Annotated in this window: 21 protein-coding genes; 6 read left to right on the top strand and 15 right to left on the bottom strand. The window is 64.7% G+C overall.

The features are described from left to right. Positions 1 to 24: 24 nt before the first annotated feature. Entirely contained in the window at positions 25 to 1,002 is a 978-nt protein-coding gene (phnD, locus tag KUV49_RS14660; RefSeq protein ID WP_222451017.1) for a phosphate/phosphite/phosphonate ABC transporter substrate-binding protein, read from the bottom strand. A 243-nt stretch (positions 1,003 to 1,245) separates the two neighbouring features. Here phnD and KUV49_RS14655 point away from each other — a divergent pair, with 243 nt between their 5' ends. Then, positions 1,246 to 2,016 carry a phosphatase PAP2 family protein gene (locus tag KUV49_RS14655; RefSeq protein ID WP_222450594.1) on the top strand — a complete coding sequence of 257 codons (771 nt, stop codon included), beginning with the start codon at positions 1,246 to 1,248 and terminating at the stop codon, positions 2,014 to 2,016. An 11-nt stretch (positions 2,017 to 2,027) separates the two neighbouring features. Here KUV49_RS14655 and KUV49_RS14650 read toward each other — a convergent pair whose 3' ends face one another. The 9 genes from KUV49_RS14650 to KUV49_RS14610 are packed head-to-tail and all read right to left on the bottom strand — an operon-like array spanning position 2,028 to position 9,051. Next, positions 2,028 to 2,696 (bottom strand): NnrU family protein, encoded by a 669-nt coding sequence (locus KUV49_RS14650; protein ID WP_222450593.1) that lies wholly within the window; start codon positions 2,694 to 2,696, stop codon positions 2,028 to 2,030. A gap of 1 nt (position 2,697) precedes the next feature. Beyond that, the gene (locus tag KUV49_RS14645) at positions 2,698 to 3,885 is read right to left on the bottom strand and encodes an NnrS family protein (protein WP_222450592.1); all 1,188 of its coding nucleotides are present in this window, start codon (positions 3,883 to 3,885) and stop codon (positions 2,698 to 2,700) included. After that, positions 3,885 to 4,139, bottom strand: coding sequence for a DUF6522 family protein (locus KUV49_RS14640; protein WP_222450591.1), 255 nt, complete (start codon positions 4,137 to 4,139; stop codon positions 3,885 to 3,887). Before KUV49_RS14640 ends, KUV49_RS14645 begins: the two co-directional genes overlap by 1 nt. Beyond that, positions 4,136 to 4,375 carry an NnrT protein gene (locus tag KUV49_RS14635; RefSeq protein WP_152492821.1) on the bottom strand — a complete coding sequence of 80 codons (240 nt, stop codon included), beginning with the start codon at positions 4,373 to 4,375 and terminating at the stop codon, positions 4,136 to 4,138. The genes KUV49_RS14640 and KUV49_RS14635 overlap by 4 nt, the downstream gene beginning before the upstream one ends. Beyond that, positions 4,372 to 4,548, bottom strand: a complete 177-nt coding sequence (locus tag KUV49_RS14630) for a protein NnrT (RefSeq protein ID WP_222450590.1) — start codon at positions 4,546 to 4,548, stop codon at positions 4,372 to 4,374. The genes KUV49_RS14635 and KUV49_RS14630 overlap by 4 nt, the downstream gene beginning before the upstream one ends. A 1-nt stretch (position 4,549) precedes the next feature. Continuing rightward, a complete protein-coding gene (locus KUV49_RS14625) occupies positions 4,550 to 6,433 on the bottom strand; it encodes a nitric oxide reductase activation protein NorD (protein ID WP_222450589.1) in 1,884 nt (627 codons plus the stop codon). Between the two features lie 5 nt (positions 6,434 to 6,438). After that, positions 6,439 to 7,233 (bottom strand): CbbQ/NirQ/NorQ/GpvN family protein, encoded by a 795-nt coding sequence (locus tag KUV49_RS14620; RefSeq protein ID WP_222450588.1) that lies wholly within the window; start codon positions 7,231 to 7,233, stop codon positions 6,439 to 6,441. A 3-nt stretch (positions 7,234 to 7,236) separates the two neighbouring features. After that, positions 7,237 to 8,586 (bottom strand): cbb3-type cytochrome c oxidase subunit I, encoded by a 1,350-nt coding sequence (locus KUV49_RS14615; RefSeq protein ID WP_222450587.1) that lies wholly within the window; start codon positions 8,584 to 8,586, stop codon positions 7,237 to 7,239. 12 nt (positions 8,587 to 8,598) lie between these two features. Then, positions 8,599 to 9,051 (bottom strand): c-type cytochrome, encoded by a 453-nt coding sequence (locus KUV49_RS14610; RefSeq protein ID WP_152498043.1) that lies wholly within the window; start codon positions 9,049 to 9,051, stop codon positions 8,599 to 8,601. Positions 9,052 to 9,172: 121 nt separating this feature from the next. Between KUV49_RS14610 and KUV49_RS14605 the strand changes: the two genes are divergently transcribed. Next, entirely contained in the window at positions 9,173 to 9,385 is a 213-nt protein-coding gene (locus KUV49_RS14605) for a DUF1858 domain-containing protein (protein ID WP_222450586.1), read from the top strand. A 6-nt stretch (positions 9,386 to 9,391) separates the two neighbouring features. Here KUV49_RS14605 and KUV49_RS14600 read toward each other — a convergent pair whose 3' ends face one another. Further along, entirely contained in the window at positions 9,392 to 10,081 is a 690-nt protein-coding gene (locus KUV49_RS14600; protein ID WP_222451016.1) for a Crp/Fnr family transcriptional regulator, read from the bottom strand. 174 nt (positions 10,082 to 10,255) lie between these two features. Between KUV49_RS14600 and KUV49_RS14595 the strand changes: the two genes are divergently transcribed. Genes KUV49_RS14595 through KUV49_RS14585 form a run of 3 tightly spaced genes read left to right on the top strand, consistent with a single transcriptional unit; the run spans position 10,256 to position 12,748 of the window. Next, complete coding sequence (locus KUV49_RS14595; protein WP_222450585.1) at positions 10,256 to 10,687, top strand: pseudoazurin; 432 nt, start codon at positions 10,256 to 10,258, stop codon at positions 10,685 to 10,687. 52 nt (positions 10,688 to 10,739) lie between these two features. Next, on the top strand, positions 10,740 to 11,957 hold the full coding sequence (gene nirK / locus KUV49_RS14590) for a copper-containing nitrite reductase (protein ID WP_222450584.1): 1,218 nt from the start codon (positions 10,740 to 10,742) through the stop codon (positions 11,955 to 11,957). Positions 11,958 to 11,974: 17 nt separating this feature from the next. After that, a complete protein-coding gene (locus KUV49_RS14585; RefSeq protein WP_222450583.1) occupies positions 11,975 to 12,748 on the top strand; it encodes a formylglycine-generating enzyme family protein in 774 nt (257 codons plus the stop codon). A gap of 274 nt (positions 12,749 to 13,022) precedes the next feature. On the opposite strand, the gene KUV49_RS14580 is transcribed toward KUV49_RS14585, so the two are convergent. After that, positions 13,023 to 14,477, bottom strand: a complete 1,455-nt coding sequence (locus KUV49_RS14580) for an aldehyde dehydrogenase family protein (RefSeq protein ID WP_222450582.1) — start codon at positions 14,475 to 14,477, stop codon at positions 13,023 to 13,025. Positions 14,478 to 14,650: 173 nt separating this feature from the next. Between KUV49_RS14580 and KUV49_RS14575 the strand changes: the two genes are divergently transcribed. Further along, positions 14,651 to 15,721, top strand: a complete 1,071-nt coding sequence (locus KUV49_RS14575) for a substrate-binding domain-containing protein (RefSeq protein WP_222450581.1) — start codon at positions 14,651 to 14,653, stop codon at positions 15,719 to 15,721. A gap of 115 nt (positions 15,722 to 15,836) precedes the next feature. Here the strand turns inward: KUV49_RS14575 and KUV49_RS14570 are convergent, their stop codons facing one another. From KUV49_RS14570 to argE, 3 genes are read right to left on the bottom strand one after another with little or no spacing between them, the layout of a single operon-like run. Further along, positions 15,837 to 17,273 (bottom strand): FAD-binding oxidoreductase, encoded by a 1,437-nt coding sequence (locus tag KUV49_RS14570; protein ID WP_222450580.1) that lies wholly within the window; start codon positions 17,271 to 17,273, stop codon positions 15,837 to 15,839. Positions 17,274 to 17,277: 4 nt separating this feature from the next. Next, positions 17,278 to 18,573: an NAD(P)/FAD-dependent oxidoreductase gene (locus KUV49_RS14565; protein ID WP_261391350.1), complete on the bottom strand. Its 1,296-nt coding sequence runs from the start codon at positions 18,571 to 18,573 to the stop codon at positions 17,278 to 17,280. Next, positions 18,570 to 19,760 (bottom strand): acetylornithine deacetylase, encoded by a 1,191-nt coding sequence (gene argE, locus KUV49_RS21550; RefSeq protein ID WP_261391220.1) that lies wholly within the window; start codon positions 19,758 to 19,760, stop codon positions 18,570 to 18,572. The genes KUV49_RS14565 and argE overlap by 4 nt, the downstream gene beginning before the upstream one ends. Positions 19,761 to 19,801 lie beyond the last annotated feature (41 nt).

Raw genomic sequence — 19,801 nt, 5'->3', positions numbered from 1 at the left:
CGCCGGTCCTGTCGATGTGGCGCATTATTCCGCAGCAAGCCCCTGGGGCGTATACTCGACGCCGTTGGCCTTCTGGATCTGGCGGATGACGCGCCATTGATCCTTGTAGGTGATCGGAATGAATTTCGACACGCCGGTGAACTCTTCGCCAAGTGCGGTCCCTTCGAAGTCGAAGCTGAAGAACGCGTCTTCGATGCTCTTCTTCAGTTCGGGCGTCAGGTCGTGCGCGTAGGCATAGGAGGTTGTGGGGAACGGATCGCTTTCCCAGACGATGCGAACGTCCTCGGGATCGTAAAGGCCGCGCTCTGCCATCCGGTCGACGACCTCGGAGGCGACGGGTGCGGCGTCATAGTCGCCTGCCACCACGCCCAGCATCGACTGATCGTGGCTGCCGGAATAGGTCACCTCATAGTCCTGGTCCGGGACGACACCGAGGTCGGGGAACAGGGCTCTTGGCGCCTGGTTGCCCGAGTTGGATGTCGGAGAGGTGTGTGCGATGCGCTTGCCGGCCATGTCGGCCACTTCCTTGATGTCGCTGTCGGCCTGCGTGTAGATCTGCAGCTTGTAGCCGAACTGACCGTCTTCGGCGCCCATGATCGCGAAGGGAACGGCCCCTGCGAGGTTCACCGCGAAAGGCGTCGGGCCGGTCGAGAAGCCCGCGATGTGCAGGCGGCCCGAGCGCATGGCCTCGACCTCGGCAGAGTTCGACTGAACGGCAAAGAACTGCACGTCCTTGCCTGTCTTTTCCTCCAGATGCTCGATGAAGGGCGTCCAGATATCCTCGTAGATCGCCGGGTCCTCGACCGGCGTGTAGGCAAAGACCAGCGTGTCGGGGTCGCGCAGGGCGCCTTCATCCTCGGGCGCGTCGGCAACGAGGTCGCCGTCCGCGTCGGTGTACTGGCTGTCGAGCTGGGCGGTCTCTTCTTCCTGCGCGAACGCCGCGCCGGCGGACAGCGCGATCACGGCAGATAGCGTCGCCCCGTAGGTCCAGATCCTGTTCATCATGTATCCTCCCATTTGGTTTTTTGTCTGCAAAGGTTTCCCGGATGCAATTATGTGAGCACATCACTATTATCGAAAACTTGCAATAATTGTCTGGGGATGCCGTCTTGGCCGGTCCTGGGGGCAATTGCGAGCGGATTGAATTTTCGGTCAGCAGGAATACGGTATTGCGGTCGGCGATGGCGCGTTCCATTTGCCCTTGGTGACGTAACGAATGACTTGTGAGGAAAGACCTGTGAGCACATGAAAATCAGCCAGTTCTCAGGATTGCTTCGCCGGGCACGCCACAATGTCGAGATGACCTTTGTCGTCATTCTGAGCGTCATCGTTGCGGCGACCTGGGCGTTGTCCGAACTTGTCGACGAAGTTGCCGAAGGCGCGACCAGCGATATCGACCGCGATATCCTGCTGATGTTGCGGAGCACCGATGATCTTTCGGATCCGATTGGCCCGTGGTGGCTCGAAGAGATGGGGCGCGATTTCACCGCGTTGGGGGGAGTCGCGGCACTGACGCTCATGACGCTGGTCGTGTCGGTCTTTTTCCTGCTGCTGAGGCGATGGACGACGACGATCTACATCCTGGTCTCCGTGGGTGGTGGCATTCTGATCAGCAGTTTTGCGAAGGAATTCTTCGACCGCTCACGGCCCGACCTCGTGCCGCACGGGTCGCTTGTGCATAGTGCCAGCTTCCCCTCGGGCCATTCGATGATGGCGGCCGTCGCATACCTGACGATGGGGGTTCTGATCGCCCGCGTGCAGCCGCGTTTCCATCTCAAGGTTTATGTCATGAGCGTCGCGGTCCTGCTGACGGTACTGGTCGGGGTCAGCCGGGTCTATCTGGGTGTGCACTGGCCGACCGACGTTGCCGCTGGCTGGCTGGCGGGCGGGGCCTGGGCAATGGTCTGCCTGATCTTTGCCCGCAACCTTTCGGAAGGTGGACATGCGACGCGGCATCCGGTCGGCGGCGCGCCGGCCAGCACGGACGCGCGGTTGGACATGTCGCCCGACGAGTGACCGTGACAGCGTCAGAGTGCGGACACGCCGATCACGTGCGGATGGGCCAGCAAAAGCGCGGCGAAGGCCACAAGGCCCGAGAGCAGCCGGAGGAACAGGCCGGACCAGGAGTGCGGCGCATGAAGCCGTGGCCCGGCCTTGCGTGCCGTGTCCAGCCTGACCCAGAGGGATGTTCCGAGGACCCGTCGTTTGCGCCGGTCGAGCACCGCGCGACCGGCGAGAGCGAAGCCGCCCAGCATGCCAAACAGAATGACATGCGCAAGGTCTCCGTTGGGCAGAAGGTGGACACCAGCCCACAGCGCCAGCGCCAGCAGGACAGGGTGCCGTGTCCAGCCTACGATGCCGGGACGGGATGCGTCGAAACACGCGTTCCGCGCGCCGCCGAAGGAAAACGGATTCGGTCGCCCGATGCTCAGTGCGAGGATGAGGCAGACAGCCAGCATCCCCAGATGTGCCGCATGGCGGTGCCATTCCATCTGCGGCCAGAGCTGCACGTAGGGTGCCTCGCCGGCGGACCAGATCAGCAGCGCCAGCATCCCGGTCGAAAGGGCCGAGTAGGCCAGCCCGAAGCCGCGCGTTCCGATTCTCCCGGCAATCCGGGACTTGATTTCGGGGCGCACGGGGATCGAGTGCGTCAGGAAGAAGGCCGCGAAGACGGCCGCAAAGCCGGTCCATCCCATGTTACTTCTCCGGTTTCGGGCGCAGGAGCGACGGGCCGTAGGCGATCGCGAACCCCACGAAGGCCGCCAGCCAGAGCGCCCCTGACAGATGCATGAGGCCCAGATGGATCGAGGCGCCGAACCGGGCGAGGACCGAGCCGAAGAGGCAGAGATAGATCGCAACGGTCGCCCGGTTCGCGGTGAGGCTCTGGCCGGTGTGGCCCAGGCTGGCGCGGGTCATCACGGCGAGGGTCATCGCGCCGATGGCCCCCGCCATCCAGAAGTGCTGCGCCCCGGCGGTGCCCGGCTGGCCCAGGATCTGGTCGAGCCCGAGCGCGAAGGCACCCAACGGGATGAACATGTAGGCTGCGTGCAGAACCCACAACAGCGGTTCGCGCAGCGTGTGATGCGGCTGCCAGCGGGCCTGCCGGGCAAGGTGCAGCCCGCCGAACAGGAGCAGCGCCGCGCCGGTTTGTGTTGCGAACGGCCGGACGACCCAATGCGTCAGGATCACCATGCTGGCCAGCAGTACGATCTTGTCGAAACGTTGCATCGGCGGGGCGGGCCGCGTGGGATCGTTGTGCTGCGCAAGCCAGTTGCGGGTGAAGGACGGGATGATCCGCCCGCCGATCACCGCGATCATCATGACGGCGGTGGCAAGGCCGAGGCGCAGGCCGAAGCCTTGGGCGGCATATGCCCCCGTAAGAGCCTCGATATGGAAAATCCCGTTGGCCAGCGTGAAGACGGCCAGGAGGCCCAGAACCACCAGGTTGCGCCAGTTTCGGCCCGCCACGATCTCGCGCAGGATCAGACCGCCCAGCACCAGCGGAAAGGCCAGGTCGATGACCGGCGCGACTGCCGCGGGCAGGTGGCCAGAGACCAGCACCGCCACGCGCCCTGCACCCCAGAGCGCGAAGAGCGCCGCCAACCGCCAGCCCACCATCGGCAGCCGTCCCGTCCAGTTGGGCACTGCCGTCAGCAGGAAGCCCGCCAGGACCGCTCCGAGATAGCCGAACAGGAATTCATGCGCGTGCCACGACACCGGGTCGAGGCGCGTCGGCAGCGTGATCGCCCCCGAGAGGGCGGGCAGCCACAAGAGCATCGCCAGCGCCACCCAAGCCGCGCCGAACAGGAAGAAGGGCCGGAAGCCGAAGCTGAAGAGCGCCGGGCCCCGCCACGCGCGCATCTGTTCTGCCGATGTCTTTGCCATCATCGCTGTCCCGTTCTGGTGCGCAGGGTCTTGAGCACCGTTCCGTCCTCGGAACAGGTCAGGCGCACGCGCAGGTCATCGTGAAAGAAGCTGAGCCGCATCTTGCCGGCGTCGTCGTCCGCGCCGGTTTCCAGCCGCGTCGTGATCCGGCCGTCGCGCATCCTGTCGCGCACCTCGTTCGGGGTCAGGTCCAGCAGCCCGGCGAGGTCGGTCGCGTCGATCACGGGCTGGCCGGTCCGCATGTCGATCTTCATGACGCCTCCTTTCCCTCTGCGACATCCATCAGGTGACGGATGTGCCGCGCGAAATACCATGTCGCGGGCGCCCCGATACCACAGCCCAGTCCCAGCGACCACGCCGTCGAGGCGACCGGCGCACCGAGCCAGCTGAAGATCAGCGAGGCGAAGAAGACGTTGACCGCCGCCGCGCCCGCGCCGAACGGGTAGAGCGCCAGCGCGATGCGCCGGGTGGACCATCCCTGCCGGGTCATCTGCGCGCCACCAGTCCGTGCACCGCGAGCATCGCCGCGAGGAGCGCGATGCAGGCCATCGCGTACCAGAATTCGGCGGTGGCCGACTGGGCCTGCGGGACGGGCCGGTCGAAGCTCTCGGCAATCGCGGGCGAGGCGAAGAGCGTGGCGATGGGAAGGATCAGTCTGCGCATGTCAGGTCTCCTGGGTCAGGGTGCGGTAGATGTCGGGCAGGGCCCGGGTCAGGCGTTCGGGATCGGGCAACAGGGTAAAGCCGCCGCGCCCGAAGATACGGGCGAACCAGTCCTGGCCGTCCTCATCGATGATGATGCCATGCAGGCTTTGTCCGGTATTGCGGGCCTCGCGCACGGCCATGTGGCTGTCCTCGATGCCGTGCTGGCCCTCGTAATGGTCAAGGTCGTTTGGCTTGCCGTCGGTCAGCACGATCAGCAGCTTGCGGGCGCTTGGCTGGTCGGCCAGTTGGGCGCTGGCATGGCGGATCGCGGCGCCGAGGCGGGTGTAGTGGCCGGGGCTGAGCGCGCCGATATTGGCGGTGATTTCCGGCGACATTGGGGCGTCGAAAGTCTTGCAGCATGTCAGGAAGACGCGGTCGCGGCGCAGGGACGAGAACCCCCAGATGCCAAGCCGGTCGCCCGCCGCGTCGATGCCCCCGGCCAGCGCCGCCATCGCCTCGCGCGCAACCTCGATCACCGAGGTGTCGCCGATGGCGGCCTCGGTCGAGCGGGAGGTGTCGATCAGGAAGGCCACGGAGAGGTCCCGCTCGGTCTGGCGGGCCGATTGCCAGATGCGGTCCGAGCCGCGCCCGGTGGCGGCCAGGTCGGCGCGGGCGGTCAGCAGGGCGTCGAGGTCAAGCTCGGAGCCGTCCACCTGGCGCGGTTGCAGGATCCGGCGCGGGCGCAGCGCCTCGAACTGGCGACGGACCTCGCGCAGGCGGCGGGCATCGGGCACGAATGGCGCACCACCGGGGCGCGCGGGCGCGTCCAGCACACGGCAATGGCCGGGCATGTAGCTGCGGCTGCGGTGGTTCCATTCGGCGTAGGTGTATTCGCCGGCCAGCGCCTCGTGATCGGCATCGGCGGGTGACAGGTCGAGATGCAGGCGCAGGCGGGTCGCGGCCTTGCGGTCGTGTTTCGACAGGGTGATGCGGTCCTGGTCGTCGGCGGCCTTCTGGGCGTTGTCGTCGTCGTCATCGTCGACGCTGCGGTTGATGTTCATCGACTCGACCCATGACAGGATCGACTCGAAACGGTGGATGATGAAGCTGTCCTTGCGGTTCTGCTGGTCCTGGTCCTTGCGTTCGCCCAGTTTGCGGCTGGTATGGGCGGCGTTTGGCGGGGGCGCTGCCGGATCGGCCTCTTCGTCGCCCGCTGCTGCGCCGGAGCCGGGGTTGGCAAAACGCAGCCAGATCGGCACGGGTGCCGCGGGCATGTAGCCGCGTGGCGCCGGGGTGGGCGCAAGCGCCGGTTTCGCCCCGCAGAGCTGATCGAGAATGGCGGCTTCCATGGCCGCCTCCTGGGCCGGGCGGAGGACGTTCGGACGTGTCTTGGCGCAGAACAACGCCATCTGCGCATAGCTTTGCCGCAGGCCGGGGCAGGTGGCATAGGCCGCGTCAGCCGCCGCCATGTTGGCCCGGATCTGGGCGCAGTCGAGGGCGGGGCCGCCTGTGGCGAAGTCGTAGGCGGCGATGTCTGAGCAGGCCGCAAGTGCTGTCAGCCAGAAATAGGCCGCACGGTTGAGGGCGGGGTCCGGAAAGGCGGCGATGAAAGGCGGCAGGGCCAGCCGCTCGCCGTCGAACCGGGCGATCCATTCGTGATCGCGCTCGGCCCCCAGCTTGCGCCGCAGGGGCCGACGGTGGCGCACCAGCGACGCGGCGACCTCGGACAGCTCGACCCCCGGCGCGCCGCCCAGCGAGCGGAACAGCACGGCAAGGCTGGGCCTGACCGAGGCGAGCGTGACGCTCGCCTGCGCGAAGCTGACCTCGGCCCCAATCCGGCTGGCCATGTCATGCCAGAGATTGCCGACGGTCTCTTCCGGTTCCATGAGATCGAGAAGGTGCATCGCGCTTACCCGTAGATCGTCTCGACGAGGTCGCGCAGCGCCTGCTGCACATCCGGCTCGTCGCTGAGAGGTTCGATGACGGCGGCCTCGAGCGCCTGAACGACCCCCATGCCGCCCGCCATGAGCGTCGCGGCATAGATCAGCAGGCGGGTCGAAACGCCTTCCTCCAGGTCCATGCCCGACAGCCGCCTTATATGCCCGGCCAGCCGCACCAGCGGCGCGACGCGTCCCGGCTCCAGCCGGCTTTCGGCGGCGACCACGGCGATCTCGGTTTCCGCATCGGGGAACTCGAAGGAGATCGACAGGAAGCGCTGCCGGGTGGAGGGTTTCAGCCGTTTGAGCGCGTTCTGATAGCCCGGGTTGTAGGAGGCCACGAGCATGAAGCCCGCAGGCGCCACCAGTTCCTCGCCGGTGCGGTCGATCATCAGGGTGCGGCGCGTGTCGGTCAGCGGGTGCAGGACCACGGTGACGTCTTTGCGCGCCTCGACGACCTCGTCGAGGTAACAGATCCCGCCCTCGCGCACGGCGCGGGTCAGGGGGCCGTCGACCCAGACGGTCTCGCCGCCCTTCAGCAGGTAGCGCCCGATCAGGTCGGCCGCCGACAGGTCGTCATGGCAGGCCACGGTATAGAGCGGCTTGCCCAGCCGCGCCGCCATATGCTCGACGAAGCGGGTCTTGCCGCAGCCGGTCGGCCCCTTCAGAAGAAGGGGCAAACCGTTGTCATGGGCCGTCTCGAACAGGTCGCATTCGCGGCCCGTGGGCTGGTAGAACGGCAAGGTGGGCTTGTTTTCCATGTTCATCGCTCATTCTCCCGGAACAGGGTTGGCGGGGCCGGGGGTGATGACCTCTTTCCGGCGGACGACCAGCATCGAGTAGATGAACAACAGTGCCCCGATCACCACGGTCGCTCCGGCGCCGAAGCGCATCAGGTAGAAGACCGACAGGCTGTCCTGCACGTCCATGTAATAGTCGCCCACCACGCGCTGCATATGGGTCTGGATGGTGCCGGCGAAGGTCAGCACGAAGGTCATGAAGGCCATCCCCCCGGTCATCAGCCAGAAACTGGCCATGTTGAGCACCTGGTTGTAGGGTTCGCGCTGGCGCAGCATCGGCATCGCGTAGGTGAAGACCGCCAGGTTCAGCGCCACGTAGGCGCCGTAGAAGGCGAGGTGGCCGTGGGCCGCGGTGATCTGCGTGCCGTGGCTATAGAAGTTTACCCCGTGCAGCGTATGCAGGAAGCCCCAGACGCCCGCGCCGAAGAACGCAACGGTGGAGGAGCCCAGCGACCACAGAAGGGCAGCCTTGTTCGGGTGGTTCTTGCGGCCTTTCCAGACCATGACGAAGGCGAACGACATCATCAGGAAGAACGGGATCACCTCGAAGGTCGAGAAGATCGAGCCGACCCACTGCCAGTAGCCGGGCAGGCCGATCCAGTAGAAATGGTGCCCGGTGCCGAGGATGCCCGAGAAAAGCGCGGTGGCGACGATGACGTAGAGCCATTTTTCCACCACCTCGCGGTCGACGCCGGTCAGTTTCAGCAGCAGGAAGGCCAGGATCGCGGCCATCACCAGCTCCCAGGTCGCTTCGACCCAGAGGTGGACGACGAACCACCAGTACATCTTGTCGAGGCTCAGGTTGTCGGGGTTGATGAACGCGAAGACCCACAGAAGCGACAAGAGCCACAGGCCCATGAGCAGCACGTTGGTGATGGCCGTCCTCTTGCCCGACAGCACCGTCATCGAGATGTTCACCAGGAAGATGACCGCGGCGACGAGGATGCCGAACTTGACCCAGAGGGGCTGTTCGAGGAACTCGCGCCCGCCATGGATGCCGACGAGGTAGGAGCCGACCGCGCCCAGCGTGCCCACGAGCAGGATGATGAGTTGCAGATAGGCCAGTTTCGGCGACCAGATCTCGCGTTCCGATTCTTCGGGCACGAGGAAATAGGCCGCGCCGAAGAAGCCCAGCAGAAGCCAGACGATCAGCGCGTTGGTGTGGATCATCCGGATCACGTTGAAGGGCAGTAGCTCGGACAGGAAATTGGGCGAGACGTAGATCCAGCCCGCAACGAGCCCGCCCGCCACCTGGATGCCGAATAGGGCCAGCGAGGCGAGGATGTACCAGTACGCCACTTTCTGAGATTCGTATTTCATGGGTTCGCCTCCTTATCCGGCGTCGTTGGGCGGCCAGCCCTGGGTGTCTGTCTGATCGGTCCAGCGCAGGAATTCCGACAGGCCGCGAAGGTCCTCGTCGGTCAGTTCGTAGCGTGGCATCTGGCGGCGTCCTTCGATGCCGCTGGGCTGGCTTTCGATCCAGCCCTTGAGCATCTCGAATGCGTCGTCGGGGCTGTCCAGCACGCCCCAGCGGGTCATGACGTTGCCAAGCTCGGGTGCGAAATAGGCACCTTCGCCGTGCAGGCTGTGACAGTTGATGCAGGAATGTTCCTCCCACACGTGTTTGCCGTGGCGCACCTCTTCGGTGAGCGGCATTCCGGCGGTCGAGGTCTGCACCACGTAGCGGTGCGAGTGGACGGTCATCGCCACGAAGACCGCGACGAAGAAGATCGAGCCTCCGTAGAAGATGTTTCGCGCCCGGGATTTCGTGAGAATTTCAGCCATGTTCGGGCCTCCTTGAAAGCGGGATGCCCATTCGTAGCCGCGCCTCCGGAGCCGAAGTTTGTGCCAGCGCAAAGTTCGGCGCGATTGGCCGGTTAGGCTGAGAGGGGAAAGGAGAAAGCCCATGCCCCGCGCCCGCCTGGATGACCCCGACCTGCCGCTGGCCGACCTGATAACGGCGTGGCCGCAGACGATCCCGGTCTTCGTTCGACACGGGATGTTGTGCGTCGGGTGCCTTGTCAGCCCGTTTCACACCGTGACCGACGCCTGTGCCGAGTATCACCTGGACGAGGAGGACTTCCTGGCGGAACTCAGGCAGGCGGCAGAGCGGAGTTGACTGCGGTTACTTCTGGCTGAGAATCACCAATGCGTGCGCGTCCCGCACGACAATGCGCTTGCGCCGGCTTTCGACAAGACCCTGCTTTTCCCAGCCGCTGAGCAGGCGGCTGACGGTGTGCAGGGTGGTCGCGGTCAGTTCGGACAGGTCCTGTCGCGTGATCGGGAAATCTATCTCGATTCCGTTTTCCACCTTGCGGCCCGTCTGGTTGACCAGACGCAGAAGCGCGTTGGCGACCCGCTGTTCGACCTGCTGGGTGGCCATTTCCACGATCTTGTTCTGTACTTCGCCGAGCCGCTGGCCCAGTGTCTTGTAGGTTTCGGTGGCAAAGCCGTCGTATTCCGCGACGAAGCTGTCCCACAGGTGCATCGGCCAGCTGAGCGCGAGCGATTCCGACGCGGTCATCGCTGTCGCTGGATATGTGTCGCGTCCGATGGCGCTGGCGATGCCGATCAGTTGGCCTGGCGGGATGTGCAGGGCGGTGACCTGCTCGCCGGTGGGCGTGATGCGCACGACCCGGACATAGCCGTCGAGCAGCATGAAGAAACGCTCCGCCGGGTGACCTTCCTGAAAGATCGCCACGCCCTCGTCGTAGCGCCGTGACGACGCCTGATCGAGGACCGTGCGGATCTGCCGTTTCTCGAGCCGCGAGAACGGCGGCAGGTGCGTCAGCAGGCTCTCGTCGAGTCGCGGCAGTGTCTTGCGCGAAGGGGAAGGATCCATGCCCGGGGTTCTGCCACATTCCGGGGCGTCGGACCAACACGCATTTTCCGCGTCATCGCGCAGAAGTTTGTGCCAGAGCAAAAAGCGCCCGGCGGGGACGCAGTATGTTTCAGTCAACCGAAACAGAAATCCGAAAGGAAGAGACCGATGATCCGCACACTGGCAACCGGCCTGGCACTCGCGGCCCTGATGGGGGGCGCTGCCTTCGCCGAAACATTCGAAGTCAAGATGCTGAACAAGGGCGCGGATGGCGAGCGCATGGTATTCGAACCGGCCTTCGTGCAGGCCGCGCCCGGCGACACGATCAAGTTCGTCGCCGCCGACAAGGGCCACAACGCCGAGACCGCGAAGGACATGATCCCGGACGGTGCCGAGGGCTTCAAGGGCAAGATCAACGAGGAGTTCGAGGTCACGTTGGACACCGAGGGTGTCTATGCCGTGATCTGCAAGCCGCACTACGCCATGGGCATGGTGATGACCATCGCCGTCGGCGATGTCGAGGCGCCCGAGGGCTTTCTCGAGGGGCGCGTGCCGAAGAAGGCCAAGGCCCGTTTCGAAGATCAACTGAGCAACATGTGATGCAGCGGTGCGCGCGGGATGGCCCGCCGCACCCATTTCCCAGGAGGATAGAATGACCAAGTTCATCAACCCAGGCCTGACAAAAACCAGTCGCCGCAACGTGCTGCGCGGATCGATCCTGGCCGGCGCCGCCGCCATGACCGGCGCGGGCGCAATGGCCGCCCGCCGCCCGCAGCAGCCGCTGAAGGCCGATGCGGTGTCGCGCAATCTGCACAAGGCGGCCGCAGACGGTGCATCCGCCAGCACCGCGAAACCGGCCGACCTGTCAGGCTATACCCGCGTCAAGCAGGAGCTTGTGGCGCCGCCCTTCGCGCCGGAACACGAGCAGGTCGCTACCGGCGGGCCCAAGATCATCGAGATCACCATGGTCACCGAAGAGCGCCTGATGGTCGTCGATGAGGACACCGGGGCCAGCGTATGGGCATTGACCTATAACGGCTCGGTTCCTGGCCCGCTGATCATCTGCCACGAGGGCGACATGGTCGAGCTGACCCTGCGCAACCCCGCGGATTCGATGATGGAGCACAATATCGACTTCCACGCGTCCACGGGGGCGCTGGGCGGCGGTGGCCTGACCCATGTCTATCCCGGCGAGGAATGCGTGCTGCGCTGGAAGGCGACCAAACCGGGGTGCTTTACCTATCACTGTGCCCCGGGTGGCGCGATGATCCCGTATCACGTCGCGCATGGCATGAACGGCGCCATCATGGTGCTGCCGCGGGACGGGCTGAAGGACGGGCAGGGCAATCCGCTGCGTTATGACAGCATCGCCTATATCGGCGAGCAGGACTATTACCTGCCGATGGACGAGAACGGCGACTACAAGAGCTATGACGCCGCCGGGGATGACTACGCCGACAGCCTCGAGGCGATGCGGACGCTCGTGCCGACGCACCAGGTGTTCAACGGCGCGGTCGGTGCGCTGACAGGCGAACACGCGCTGAAGGCGAAGGTCGGCGAGACGGTCCTGATGGTGCACAACTCGTGCAACGTGGACAGCCGCCCGCACCTGATCGGCGGGCATGGCAACTATGTCTGGGAGAGCTCGTTCACCGATCCGCCGCTGACGGGCATGGAGACATGGTTCGTCCGTGGCGGCAGCGCGGCGGCGGCGATGTACACGTTCGAGCAGCCGGGCGTCTATGCCTACGTGAACCACAACCTGATCATCGGCGCCATGCTGGGCGGGACCGCGCACTTTGTCGTCGAGGGCGCGTGGGACAACACCCTGATGGAACAGGTCGTGGAGCCGCGACCGTTCGAAAGCTGAGCGAAAGGAGCGGGAACATGACCGCCGCGATGACATGGAAGCCCGGCCTGAAGGTGTCCCTTCTTCTGGTTGCGCTGCTGGTCATCGCGGCGGTTCTTTTCGGCACCGCGCTGACCCGGCGCGGTGCCGGATACGATCCGGCGCTGTTGCCGGACATGGCGGCAACCCCCGTCACGCTGTCGACCGGAGCAAAGCTCTACGTCCAGAAGTACGAGGTCAGCGTGGCCGAATGGAACATTTGCCACGATCAGGGCGCCTGCACCCTGCATCTGCGGGTCCGGCCGGACCAGGATGCGCAGGCGACGCCCGCGACGGGCCTGAGCTATGTCGATGTCGGAGAATATCTGGAGTGGATCAATAACGCGACAGGCGCGACTTTCCGACTGCCCACCGCAAACGAGTGGACCGAGATGGCGGCTTCCGTCCTGCCGGAAGACGCCGATCCGATCTTCACCGATCCGTCGCTCACATGGGCGTCGACCTACCTGATCGAAGGCTTGACGCCGCGTGCGCTGAAACCGCGGGGGAGTTTTTCGACCTCTCCCGAGGGTATCGCCGATCTTGACGGAAGCGTATGGGAGTGGACGCAGGAATGTTTCTCGGGCGCATCGGGCGACGCCGATCCGTCTCGCTGTCCTGCGTTCTACGTCGGCGGCGAACATGTCGCCGCGATGTCCTACCTTATCCGCAACCCCGCCCGCGGCGGATGCGCCGTAGGATCGCCGCCGGCCCATCTGGGGATGCGCCTGGTCAGCGACACGGAGATCGGGACGTCTCATCGGGGCAGATGAGATCCATGCGGGCTGGCCGATGACAGATGCCGACGGGCTTTGTCTGGCATTGCAGCCATAACTTCCCGCCTGGGTACTCATCCGTGAGGAGCGCGATTTCGACGTGATCGACCCGATTCTCGAGCAGGTTCGCGCATTCCGATGAAGGAACGGCCGGACTGACGGGGCGACAGCAGAACGGCCCGCCGGGAGGGGGCGGGCCGTTGCGTTTGCGGGGTCATGCCGACCGGGAGGAGGGGAGGACGACACGGCCCCGCGATGAAGGGATCAGGCGTCATGCGCCATGCGCGATCCAGATCGATTTCGGCTCGGTGAAGTTTTCCAGCGCGATCTCGCCATGCTCGCGGCCAAAGCCGGAATCCCGAGTGCCGCCCCAGGGCAACCGCACGTCGGTCGGCCCGAAGGTGTTGGCCCAGACCGTGCCTGCCTTCAGGTCGCGCAGGAAACGGTGCATCCGGCGCATGTCGTTGGTCCAGATACCCGCCGCGAGACTGAAGCTGGTGCCGTTGGCGATGGCGAGCGCCTCGTCCTCGTCATCGAAGCCGATCACCGAGGCGACAGGGCCGAAAATCTCCTCCTGCGAGATGCGCATCTCGGGGCGGACATCGTCGAACACGGTCGGGGCGACAAAATATCCGCGCTCCATTGCGCGGGCGCCGCCTGTCGCGAGCCGTGCGCCTTCTTCCTCGCCGATGCGGATATAGTCGAGAATCCGGTCCATCTGTTTCTCGGAGACGACCGGCCCCATCTGCGTGCCGCCATCGGACGGGTCGCCGGTGCGGATCTTCTCGGCCCGTTCCACGAGCCGTTCCACGACCTCCGCGCGGATCGAGTTGTGGACGACGATCCGGGAGCCGGCCGAGCAGACCTGCCCGCTGTTGAAGAAAATACCGGACGCGGCGGCCTTGGCCGCGGTGTCTATGTCGGCATCGGGAAAGATGATGTTGGCCGATTTGCCGCCGAGTTCCAGGGTGACGCGCTTGAGGTTGCCCGCGGAGCCTTGCAGGATCTGCCGGCCGACCCCCGGAGAGCCGGTGAAGGTCACCTTGTCCACATCCGGGTGATCGACCAGTGCCTGCCCCGCGATGGCGCCGAAGCCCGGCACGACGTTGAGCACGCCGGCGGGAATACCGGCCTCGAGCGCAAGTTCGCCCAGTTTCAGCGCGGTCAGCGGTGTGAGTTCCGCGGGTTTCAGGACCACGGTGCAGCCGCAGGCCAGGGCCGGGGCGATCTTCCACATGCCGATCATCATCGGGAAGTTCCAGGGCACGATGGCCCCGACCACGCCGACCGGCTCGCGCACTGTGTAGGTCAGTGCGTCCTGCCGCGCGGGAATGACCTGTCCGTTGATCTTGTCGGCGAAGCCCGCGTAGTAGGTCAGCGTGTCCAGCACCGCCGGCATGTCCTGGCGCCGGATGGTCGAGACCGGCTTGCCGGAATCGAGGCTTTCCAGTTCGATCAGCTGGTCCTGGTCGCGGCGGATGAGGTCGGCGAAGCGCAGCAGGATCTGGCCGCGATCGGCGGCGCGCATCCGGCCCCAGTCGCCGGTCAGCGCCTTTCGGGCGGAGGCGACGGCGTCGTTCACATCCTCGACGCCCGCCTCGGCGACCTGTGCGAGCGGTTGCTCGGTGGCCGGGTTGAGTGTTTCAAAGCTGCGACCGGAGCGCGCGGGCACCCGTTCACCATGAATGATCAGGTCTGCACGGGTGGTCGAGATATCATAGGGCATGGAGTCCTCTCCTTATGCATATTACTTCATATTTCATCTTCGGCTTCTCGCCTTCGAAGCCGCATGATCTCAAATTAATGGTCTTTTGTTTTTGAAAAATATGATATTTACTGCATATAGGTCGAAATGACTGTTCAAAGTTATGCACTGTAATGCATATTAAGGAGACCCGTATGCAGATCGAGATTGTCCCCGTCTGGCGGTTTCGCAAGTCCGAAGACGAGCCGCCGATGATGGTGATGCTGGATTTTCTCAACGAGATCCGCGCGACCGGCAAGATCACGCGCGCCGCCGAGCAGGCGCAGATTTCATATAGGCACGCGTGGAACCTGATCGAGAAATGGTCGGACTTCTTCGAAACGCCGCTGGTGGAGCGCAAACGCGGCAAGGGCACCAACCTGACGCCGTTCGGCGAACGGCTGGTCTGGGCGGGGCAGCGGCTGCAAGCCCGGCTGATGCCGCAGCTCGCCAACCTGGTGCACGAGCTGGAGGCGGAACTGGCAGAGTTTCTGCCGCAGGCCACCACGGAGATCCGTGCCCATGCCAGCCACGGCTTCGCCGTGGAGCAGTTGCAGCGCATCCTCGACAGCCAGGGCGACATGGTCTTCAACCTGCGCTACGTCAGCAACGAAACCTCGCTGATGGCACTGAAGCGAGGCGAATGCGACCTTGCCGGACTGCATCTGCCGCAGGGGCCGTTGCGTCGGCAGGCGATCGAGGCGAACCGGGAGTTCCTGACCGGAGAGCGCTACAGCGTCATCAGCTTCGTCACCCGCGAAATGGGCTTGATGCTGGGGGCCGGCAATCCGCTGGGGATCCGGGGCGTCGAGGACCTGAAGACTCCCGACATCCGTTTTGTCGCGCGTGACCCGGTCTCGGGGACGGCGCATCTTTTCAAGCAGATCCTTGCGCAAGTCGGCATGACGCCGGATGACATTGGCGGGGGGCATCCGTCCTTCGAGTTCACCCATGCCGCCGTCGCCGCCTATGTCGCGAGCGGCATGGCCGATGCGAGCTTTGGCGTGGAGGCCGCCGCGCGTCGGTTCAACCTGGAATTTCTGCCCCTGGTGACGGAGGATTACGTGTTCGTCTGTCGCGACGCGCTGCTGGCGTCGGAAGCCATGAAGCGGGTCATCGCCGCCATGCAGAGCCGGGAGTTCACGAGCGCGATCAAGACCCTGCCGGGGTATCGTGCCGCCAATCCGGGAGGCGTGCAGCCAGCCGCAGAGGTTTTCGGAGAGTGATACTGGTTTCTTGCAAGCTGTGATGGAGAAGCCGAGTGCCGAACTGGATTGGCCTTGGTATCAAGGATTTCACAGGGTGAGCTGGGCACTGTCATGGCGCGTCATTGCTGCATCTTCATGCGAACGGGTACTCTTGCGAAAACAGACGCGTAATGTCGTCTTCCAGCCGCTTGACGGGCTCGGCTTTGTAGGAATGAAAGTATTCCATATTGCTTGGTCCGATACCGTGTTCAGCGGAAAAGCTTCCGTGAAACTCCAACACCACCAGATCGTATATTTCACGTCTTAAGCTCTTGATGGTCTCTTGATCGCGCTCTGCCGGTCTCTCGAAGGGGCAGACGACATTGAAATGCAGTCCGCCATCGCCGATGTGGCCGAAATCTGCAACGATTGCGCCGGGCAATCCTTGCTCTACGAAACCTTTGGCACGACGGCGAAATTCGGTGATCGCGCCGCGCGGGACCGATATGTCGAAGCCGATCACGTAGCCTGCCGCACGAGCGCCCTCGGTCAGGGCGTGACGAACGGCCCAGAAGTCGTTTCCGCGGCCCATGACGCCATTCTCTATCAGGCCTTTTTCATACATGTCAGCGAGACCTGTCTCCAGGCAGGACTGAAGGTTCAGATCCTCGGCGCCAAGGGACGACGACAGTTCGACCAGAAGCGCAAGAGGTGGGAAGGCCTCGGGGTGGAAGGGCGAGGCCAGTTCGGGAAGATGCGACTTCGCGAACGCGAAGGCAGGGGCTGAGATCGCCTCGACCGCAGTGAGCAGGTGGCCGTACCTGCGCTCCAGCGCGCCCACGAGGTCGATCAATGTCTCCTCTGCCGCAGGCGCGATCATTGCCGTGGCGGACTGCGAGGGCAGGTAGTCCAGATTGAGGGTCGCTTCGGTGATAATGCCAAGCCGGTGGCCGCTGCCGGCGACGAGATGCTTCAGCGCGAGCCCGGAATTGTCCTTTCGCACAGCCGACGACAATTCCAGCAGGTCCGATTGCCCGTTGACGGGAAGCAGCTTCAGCGCCAACAGGTTTGCCCGGACATCGCCGTAGCGGATAAAGCGCGATCCACCCGTGTTGGTCGCAATCATGCCCCCGACGGAAGGGTCGGCGCCCAGATCTATCGGAAAGGTCAATCCGTGCGGTTCGAGGCGCCGGTTGAGCTCTGACAGGCGGAAGCCCGCACTGACGGTCACGGACCGATTGGGAAGATCCACGCGGAACACTTCGGTGAGACGCTCAAGCGACACGATGGCTTGAGTGCCACTCGCGTCGGGGGTGGAATCGCCGACGAGGCCGGTGTTCGCCCCTTGCGGCAAGACAGGCACGGCATGCGCGCGACATATCCTGGTTGCCGAAACAAGCTGCGCCGTCGTTGCCGGACGGACCATGAACGCGGCCTTGCCGTCCCCGTAGCGCGCACCCTGCGCGGCCCTCGCGCATTCGTCGGGGTCCGTCACCAGAGCGTCCCCGGGCAATGCGTCTTGCAGGGCTTTCAGGGCAGCGGCGATATCCGGCGGCGCAGTGCCGTCGGCAGGAGGGGTTTTTCCGGTCATTGCATTATCTGCCTGTCTGATCGAGCGCGCGGTACCAAAGGGTGACGGCCTCGAGGCCGAAGCGGCGGAACCTGTGGAAGGGAATGGGCTTCACTTTGCCGAGCGGGATGGGGGCGTCTTCGGCGGCCATGCCGTTGGCAAGGTCCGACAGAAGCCGCCCCATCTGAGACAGCATGGCGATGCCGCGCCCGTTGCATCCGACGGCGGCATAAAGCCCGGGCTCGGGATTGTGCACATGTGGTATCTGATCGGCGGTCAGGGCGAAGCGGCCACCCCAGGCCGCTTCCCACGCGATGCCGCCCAACTGGGGAAACATGGCAACCGCTGCGCGCCGCAGGCGACGGAAATAGCTCTCCGGCTCCTTCAGGTTGAAAGACCCGCGCGCGCCGATCAGCAGGCGTCCGGCCGGATCAAAACGCAGGTAGGTCAGCAATCGCCTGGCGTCGGAAAGGGGCAGGCCGGACGGCAGGATGGTCCGCCGCAGGTCGTCGGGAAGGGGGGGCGTCGCACAGATGATGCTGGAGGCGGGTACGAGGCTTTCGGCCAGACCCCGGATCAGCCCGCCGGAATAGCCATTCGTGCACACCAGGACCGCGCTTGCCTTCAGATCGTGGCCATTGCAGCTGACCGTCCACGTGTCCCCTGTGCGTGAAATCTTGCTGGCGGGGGAGTGCTGGAAAACCTCGGAGCCTCCGTCCATCGCGACCCGCGCCAGTTCGCGCGAGTAGCTGAGCGGCTGCAACTGCCCGCCGCGGGGATCAATCCAGGCGCTGGAGAACAAGCGCGTTCCCGTCGCGGCAAAGGTCATCTGAGCGTCGAGCAGTTGGACCGGAACGTCGCACATATCGCGCCAGGCTGCGGCCCGCTTCAGGATCTTGCCTGCCGTCGCCTGATTTGTCGCGGGCTGGAGCCAGCCATTCTGCTCGGCATCGCATTGCATGCCATACCGTCTGATGGTGTCGAAGGTGCGGTCGGGGGCGTTTCCGGCAAAATCGATCAGCGGTCGGCCGTGTTTTTCTCCAAACATCTCAAGCAATGTGTTCGGATCGAATTTCAGGCCGGGAATGACCTGGCCCCCGTTCCGGCCGGACCCGCCGAACCCCGGGTCTTCGGCCTCCAGCACAACGGCCTTCAGGCCCAGCTCGTTACAGCGGATGGCCGCGTTCAAACCGGCATATCCGCCGCCGATGATCGCGACGTCCGCGGTGACATCGCGGCCGAACACAGGGCAGTGCGGGGCAGGGACCGCGGTGAGACGCCAGGCGGAGCGTTGCGGGGTGATGGGACCGTTGATCTTCATTGCCCGGCTCCGGACACGGTCAGCGATCGGGCGCCGAAAGTCGCGACCAGCCGGTCGAGAAATGCCAGGCAGCGGTCGATCTGGTCGATCTCGATATACTCGTTGGCGGTGTGCGCTTGCCGGATGGACCCCGGTCCGCAGACGACGGTCGACCATCCTGCCTGCTGGAAAAAGCCTGCTTCGGTGCCGTAGGATTCTGCGCGGGAGGCCGATGTCTGCGACGCGGCCAGCGCGTGGTACTCGGCTTGCCCGTCGGGTTCCGGGCCAAGCGCCGGCATGAAGTTCAGCCTTTCCGTTTCGACGCGCAGCGCCTGCACCGGACCGGGACGTGCAGTCAGGTCGTGGTCGACGAAATGCTGCAACCGTGCAAGCGGTTCATCGGGGTCCTGTCCGGGCAACAGCCGGCAATCCCACTGCACCTCTGCCCTGGGGGCGACGATATTGCGCGCCTCACCGCCGGAAAGGATGCCGACGTTCAGGGTCGCGAAAGGCGGATCGAAACGGGGCGACTGGGGGCTGCTCTGCTGCATCTCGCCCGCTTGTCCGGCGAGGAACATTGCGATTTCGGCGGCCGCGACAGTTGCGCTTGCGCCCAGGCCGGGATGCGCGGAATGGGCCGCCTTTCCGTGCACGACGGTTCTGACGCCGAAGGTTGCCTTGTGGGCGTTCACGACGGCCATTTCGGTCGGTTCGCCCACGATGACCACGCGCGGTCTTGCACCGGCGGTCTTCATCGCCTGGATGAGGGAAGGGACGCCCAGGCAGCCGACCTCTTCATCATAGGACAGCGCCAGGTAGATCGGCTCGGCGAGGGTGGCGGGGTCGACATGCCGCGCGAAGTGCAGACAACAGGCGATGAACCCCTTCATGTCGCAGGTCCCGCGTCCAAAGACCTTTCCGTCGGCCTCTTTCAGCGTCCAGGGATCTTGGCGCCAGGTCTCTCGCGGCGCGGGAACGACATCCGTGTGGCCGGACAACAAGAGGCCGCCGGATGTGTCGGGGCCGATCCTGGCCCACAGGTTGGCCTTGGTCTGGTCTGCGTTCCCGACTCGGTGGGATCGGATGCCGCGCTGTGACAAACAGGTTTCGATAAAAGCGATCAGATCCAGGTTGCTGCGCGTGCTCGTCGTGTCGAAGGCGACGAGTTTTTCAAGTATTTCAAGTGCTTCATCGGTGTCTTGGCGCATCGTGCGGGTCTTCCTGTCAGGCGGTGAGAAACGGAGTTGAC

The sequence above is a fragment of the Roseovarius atlanticus genome (assembly GCF_019802205.1).
GTDB classification, from domain to species: Bacteria; Pseudomonadota; Alphaproteobacteria; order Rhodobacterales; family Rhodobacteraceae; genus Roseovarius; species Roseovarius atlanticus_A.
Note: the sequence above shows the minus strand (reverse complement) of the source record. Positions and strands in the feature narration are given on the sequence as shown.

What these genes read in the sequence shown, in the direction of transcription:
- phnD (WP_222451017.1), bottom strand. Translation starts at nt 1,002, where the DNA reads ATGAACAGGATCTGGACCTACGGGGCGACGCTATCTGCCGTGATCGCG.
- KUV49_RS14655 (WP_222450594.1), top strand. Translation starts at nt 1,246, where the DNA reads ATGAAAATCAGCCAGTTCTCAGGATTGCTTCGCCGGGCACGCCACAAT.
- KUV49_RS14650 (WP_222450593.1), bottom strand. Translation starts at nt 2,696, where the DNA reads ATGGGATGGACCGGCTTTGCGGCCGTCTTCGCGGCCTTCTTCCTGACG.
- KUV49_RS14645 (WP_222450592.1), bottom strand. Translation starts at nt 3,885, where the DNA reads ATGGCAAAGACATCGGCAGAACAGATGCGCGCGTGGCGGGGCCCGGCG.
- KUV49_RS14640 (WP_222450591.1), bottom strand. Translation starts at nt 4,139, where the DNA reads ATGAAGATCGACATGCGGACCGGCCAGCCCGTGATCGACGCGACCGAC.
- KUV49_RS14635 (WP_152492821.1), bottom strand. Translation starts at nt 4,375, where the DNA reads ATGACCCGGCAGGGATGGTCCACCCGGCGCATCGCGCTGGCGCTCTAC.
- KUV49_RS14630 (WP_222450590.1), bottom strand. Translation starts at nt 4,548, where the DNA reads ATGCGCAGACTGATCCTTCCCATCGCCACGCTCTTCGCCTCGCCCGCG.
- KUV49_RS14625 (WP_222450589.1), bottom strand. Translation starts at nt 6,433, where the DNA reads ATGCACCTTCTCGATCTCATGGAACCGGAAGAGACCGTCGGCAATCTC.
- KUV49_RS14620 (WP_222450588.1), bottom strand. Translation starts at nt 7,233, where the DNA reads ATGAACATGGAAAACAAGCCCACCTTGCCGTTCTACCAGCCCACGGGC.
- KUV49_RS14615 (WP_222450587.1), bottom strand. Translation starts at nt 8,586, where the DNA reads ATGAAATACGAATCTCAGAAAGTGGCGTACTGGTACATCCTCGCCTCG.
- KUV49_RS14610 (WP_152498043.1), bottom strand. Translation starts at nt 9,051, where the DNA reads ATGGCTGAAATTCTCACGAAATCCCGGGCGCGAAACATCTTCTACGGA.
- KUV49_RS14605 (WP_222450586.1), top strand. Translation starts at nt 9,173, where the DNA reads ATGCCCCGCGCCCGCCTGGATGACCCCGACCTGCCGCTGGCCGACCTG.
- KUV49_RS14595 (WP_222450585.1), top strand. Translation starts at nt 10,256, where the DNA reads ATGATCCGCACACTGGCAACCGGCCTGGCACTCGCGGCCCTGATGGGG.
- nirK (WP_222450584.1), top strand. Translation starts at nt 10,740, where the DNA reads ATGACCAAGTTCATCAACCCAGGCCTGACAAAAACCAGTCGCCGCAAC.
- KUV49_RS14585 (WP_222450583.1), top strand. Translation starts at nt 11,975, where the DNA reads ATGACCGCCGCGATGACATGGAAGCCCGGCCTGAAGGTGTCCCTTCTT.
- KUV49_RS14580 (WP_222450582.1), bottom strand. Translation starts at nt 14,477, where the DNA reads ATGCCCTATGATATCTCGACCACCCGTGCAGACCTGATCATTCATGGT.
- KUV49_RS14575 (WP_222450581.1), top strand. Translation starts at nt 14,651, where the DNA reads ATGCAGATCGAGATTGTCCCCGTCTGGCGGTTTCGCAAGTCCGAAGAC.
- KUV49_RS14570 (WP_222450580.1), bottom strand. Translation starts at nt 17,273, where the DNA reads ATGACCGGAAAAACCCCTCCTGCCGACGGCACTGCGCCGCCGGATATC.
- KUV49_RS14565 (WP_261391350.1), bottom strand. Translation starts at nt 18,573, where the DNA reads ATGAAGATCAACGGTCCCATCACCCCGCAACGCTCCGCCTGGCGTCTC.
- argE (WP_261391220.1), bottom strand. Translation starts at nt 19,760, where the DNA reads ATGCGCCAAGACACCGATGAAGCACTTGAAATACTTGAAAAACTCGTC.